Source organism: Burkholderia sp. LMG 13014 (genome assembly GCF_905232215.1).
Classification (GTDB): Bacteria; Pseudomonadota; Gammaproteobacteria; order Burkholderiales; family Burkholderiaceae; genus Burkholderia.
Map to the genome: position 1 here is coordinate 1 of NZ_CAJNKE010000544.1, position 3,931 is coordinate 3,931.

The following is a 3,931-nucleotide window of genomic DNA, read 5'->3' on the forward strand; positions in this document are numbered from 1 at the left end:
TACGACACGAGGTCGTTGATCGGCCCGATTTCCGGCCCGGTCACGCCGGGGCGCGTCGCGACCTGCACGACCTTCTCGAACATGATGATGAACGGCGAGTTCGCGAGTACGGCCTTCTGCAGCGCTTCGTAACGCTGCGCGCGCTTCGCGGGCGACGGCTCGACGAGCGCGGCCTCGGTGTCCTTCGTCAGTTGCGGGATGTCCCAGCTGTTGCGCCACGCGAGCATCTTCGTCGGCGACTGGTCGGAGTTGTCCGGATTCCACGCGAAGCCGCGCGCATTGCTGTTCGGGTCCATGTAGTCGGGCGACCATTCGCCGACGAAGATGTCGTGCTGGCGCGCGCGATACTTGCCGATCGCCTGCTTCGCATCGCCCGGAATCAGCTTCACGCGGATGCCGCCCTGCGCGAAGTTCGCCTGCAGCGCCTGCGCGATCTCGAGGTACGGATAGTCGTTCGGCATGTCCATCGTCACGTCGAAGCCGTTCGGCAAGCCGGCCTTCGCGAGCAGTGCCTTCGCCTTCGCGACGTCCTGCTTGTACGGCCGCGCGTTCGACGCGCCGAGGAAGCCTTCGGGCAGGAAGGTTTCATGCACCTTGTAGGTCGTGCTGACGATGTTGCGCTGGATGCCGTCATAGTCGACGAGCCATTTCATCGCCTGCTGCACCTCGGGTTTCGCGAGGTTCGGGTTCTTCGTGTTCAGGCTCAGGTACAGCAGCGCGGACACCGGCCACGACGCGACCTTGATCTTGCCGGCCTTCGTCAGCGCGGCGAGGCTGTCGGGGCTCAGGTTGCGCGCGGCGTCGGCGTCGCCGTTCTCCAGCAGCAGCCGTTGCGCGGACGCTTCGGGCACGTGACGCAGCACGATGCGCTTCATCGGGTACGGCGTGCGGTACTTGTCGAAACGCTGCAGCACGATGCTCTCGTTGGGCGTCCACTTGACGAGCTGGTACGGGCCCGAGCCCGCGTCGTTGGTACGGAGCCAGCCGCTGCCGAAATCGTTGCCCTGCTGGTGCGACAGCAGCAGCTTCTTGTCGAAGACCGATGCCGGGCACGCGCTCAGCACGTTGAGCACGAAGCTCGGTGCGTACTTGCGGTCGGTTTCGAGCACGACGGTCTGCGGATCGACCACGCGCACCTTCTGCGTCACGTTCGCTTTCGTGAGACCGAGATCGGCGAGCACGCCGGCCGGCCCCTTGTCGAGCAGGATGGTGCGCTGCAGCGACCACGCGACGTCGTCGGCGGTCACCGGGTTGCCGGAATGGAACGTGAGGCCGGGGCGCAGCTTGAACGTGTAGGTCACGCCGTCGGCGCCGACCGTCCACGATTGCGCGATCTGCCCGTCGAAGCGCGTCGGATCCTTCAGGTCGACGCGCACCAGGCGTTCGTAGGTGTTCGCAACGTACTCGGACGGCACCAGCTCGTAGATCCCGCTCGGGTCGAGGGTCGTGAATTCGCCGAGCTGCGTGGCGACGACGAAGATGCCGGGCGGCGTGGCCGCCTGTGCCGGCAGCGCCGGAACAAGCGCGACGAGCGCGGCGCTGACGAACAGGCGGGACAGCAGGTGCTTCATGCGGGCTCCGTGGAAAGGGAATCGTGGGTGCGATTCTCTCATCGACGGCCGCCCGGATGAAAATATTCGGCGTGCGCGCCGGCGGGGTGGCGCGCAGCAGCGAGCCGGGCTGGCACCCGGCATCGGCAGGTTCGGATCAGATCGCGCAGCGCGCGATCGCGAAGCGCATCGCTTCCTCGGCCGGCTCGTTGCCCGAGCCGCGCACGACCTTGATGACCGAACCGTTGCCCGACGGCGTCAGCGTGACGAAGTACGAGTTCGAGCCGATGGCGATATCGGTCACGCCGTTGTGCTGCGATTGCTCGGTGCCCGACAGGCGGCTGTCGAGGCAGTTGGCGATCGCGTAGGCCGGACGTTGCGACGACACGTAGATCATCGGCGCTGCGCCGGACGAGGCGGCCGAGTCGGACGAGGGCGCGGAACCGCAGGCGGCGAGCAGGGCGGCGGGAAGGAGCAGCAGGAATCGTTTCATGATGGGGCGTCGTGTGTCTCGTATCGAGGCTGGGGCGCGGGGGAGGCGAAACGCGAAGCTTCGCGACGAAACCGCCCGGAATCGGGCCGTTGATGACGGACGACGATGCGACAGGCGGCTGACGGTCGAGTATACCCGCAGCATTTGACGGCGTTGACGCGTTGAAACGATTCGATACACAACAAGCACCCGCTACCGCATGGCGGCAGCGGGCGTTTCAGGTGATGGCGAATGGGCACTTGCCGGTGGTGTCGATCTTATTGGCCGATCTGGTGGCTGACCGCATTTTCCTGCTGGTTCAGCACGTGCTTTTCGCTCTTCGTGATGTGGCTGCGATCCTGCGCAGCCATGTCCCGCTCTTCCTGGCGGATCTTGCGGTCGTCACGGTGCAGGCGCGCGGCCTGTGCGTGCGACATCTCGCCTTCCTTCACTTCGTGATGGATCCGGCGATTCTGGTTTGCGAGGCGCTGGTTGACCTCTTCGCGGCGCGGATGCGCTTGTTGCCACGGCGTGTCGGCGAACGCGGTGCCGGTCAGCACCGACATCAGGGTGGCGGCAATCGCGAGATGGCGGGTAAGGGCTCGCATGGTGTTTTCTCCTGTCGTTGCGCGTCCGGATCGTGGGCGCTTGATGAAAAAACGCGGAGCGGGCCCCACCTGTTGACGTTTCGGCCTGTATCGATTGCAAGTCTTTATTACGTCCGCGCGTGGCGACGCGGGCCCCGGCGTGCGCGGCACGGAGCCCGCCCGTCGCGCAGGTGGATCAATGCGCGCCGGCCGCCGCCGCATCGGCATCGCCGCCGCCCGAGCGCGACGGTTTCGTGATCCAGATGAGCGGAATGATCGCGATGAAGATGATCGCCGATACGTAGAAGATGTCGTTCAACCCCATCACGGCCGCCTGCGAATCGACCGACGCGTTGAAGAACGCGAGCGCCGAATCGGGGCTCAGGTGCAGCAGCGAACGCGTCGTGTCGACCTGCTGCGCGAAGATCGGGTTGGTGACGCTCGCCTGTTCGGTGAGCCGCACGTGATGCAGGATCGTGCGGTCGTTCCATGCGTTGCTGATCAGCGACGTGCCCACCGCGCCGCAGAACGTGCGGCCGAAATTCGACAGGCCGGCGGCGGCCGGGATTTTTTCCGGCGGCAGCCCGGACAGGATGATCGACGTCAGCGGCACGAAGAACATCGCCATCGGGACGCCCTGCAGCAGCGTCGGCAAAATGAGATCCCAGCGCGACACGTCGGTATAGAAGGTCGTGCGCATCATGAACACGACCGCGAAGCCGACGAACGCGAGCGTCGCGATGTAGCGCGGATCGGTGCGCGGCAGCAGGCGACCCATGACCGGCGTGAGCAGGATCGCGAACACGCCGAGCGGCGCGGTGGCGAGCCCCGAGTCGACCGCGCGGTAGCCGAGATAGCCCTGCATCCACTGCGGCAGCAGCACCAGCGTGCCGAAGAACATCCCGTACGCGACCGAGATCGCGATCGTGCCGCCCGCGAAATTGCGCTGCGTGAACAGGCGCAGGTCGACGATCGGGTTGGTTTCGTAAAGCTCCCACACGAGGAAGAACGCGAAGCCGATCAACGCGACGACGCCGAGCGCGACGACGACGGGCGAGTTGAACCAGTCGAGATCCTTGCCCTTGTCGAGCATGATCTGCAGCGATGCGACCCACAGCACGAGCAGCAACAGGCCGACCGTATCGATCGGCATGCGTTTCGTGGCCGATTCGCGGTCGCGGAACACGATCCACGTGACGGCCGCCGCGAAGAAGCCGACCGGGATGTTGATGTAGAAGATCCACGACCAGTTGTAGTCGTACGTGATCCAGCCGCCGAGCGACGGCCCCGCGATCGGCCCGACGAGCGCGGTCATCGACCAC

At 65.7% G+C, this 3,931-nt stretch carries 4 protein-coding genes; all 4 read right to left on the minus strand.

The annotated features are described in order from the left end of the window. On the minus strand, positions 1 to 1,571 hold a 1,571-nt coding region (locus JYJ84_RS30480; protein ID WP_205189879.1), incomplete at its 3' end, for an ABC transporter substrate-binding protein. A 136-nt stretch (positions 1,572 to 1,707) separates the two neighbouring features. Further along, positions 1,708 to 2,043, minus strand: coding sequence for a sugar ABC transporter ATPase (locus JYJ84_RS30485; protein ID WP_122947321.1), 336 nt, complete (start codon positions 2,041 to 2,043; stop codon positions 1,708 to 1,710). A 257-nt stretch (positions 2,044 to 2,300) separates the two neighbouring features. Continuing rightward, positions 2,301 to 2,630, minus strand: coding sequence for a hypothetical protein (locus JYJ84_RS30490; RefSeq protein ID WP_122947320.1), 330 nt, complete (start codon positions 2,628 to 2,630; stop codon positions 2,301 to 2,303). Between the two features lie 175 nt (positions 2,631 to 2,805). Then, positions 2,806 to 3,931 (minus strand): DHA2 family efflux MFS transporter permease subunit (locus JYJ84_RS30495; RefSeq protein ID WP_205189880.1); only part of this gene is annotated, 1,126 nt, incomplete at its 5' end.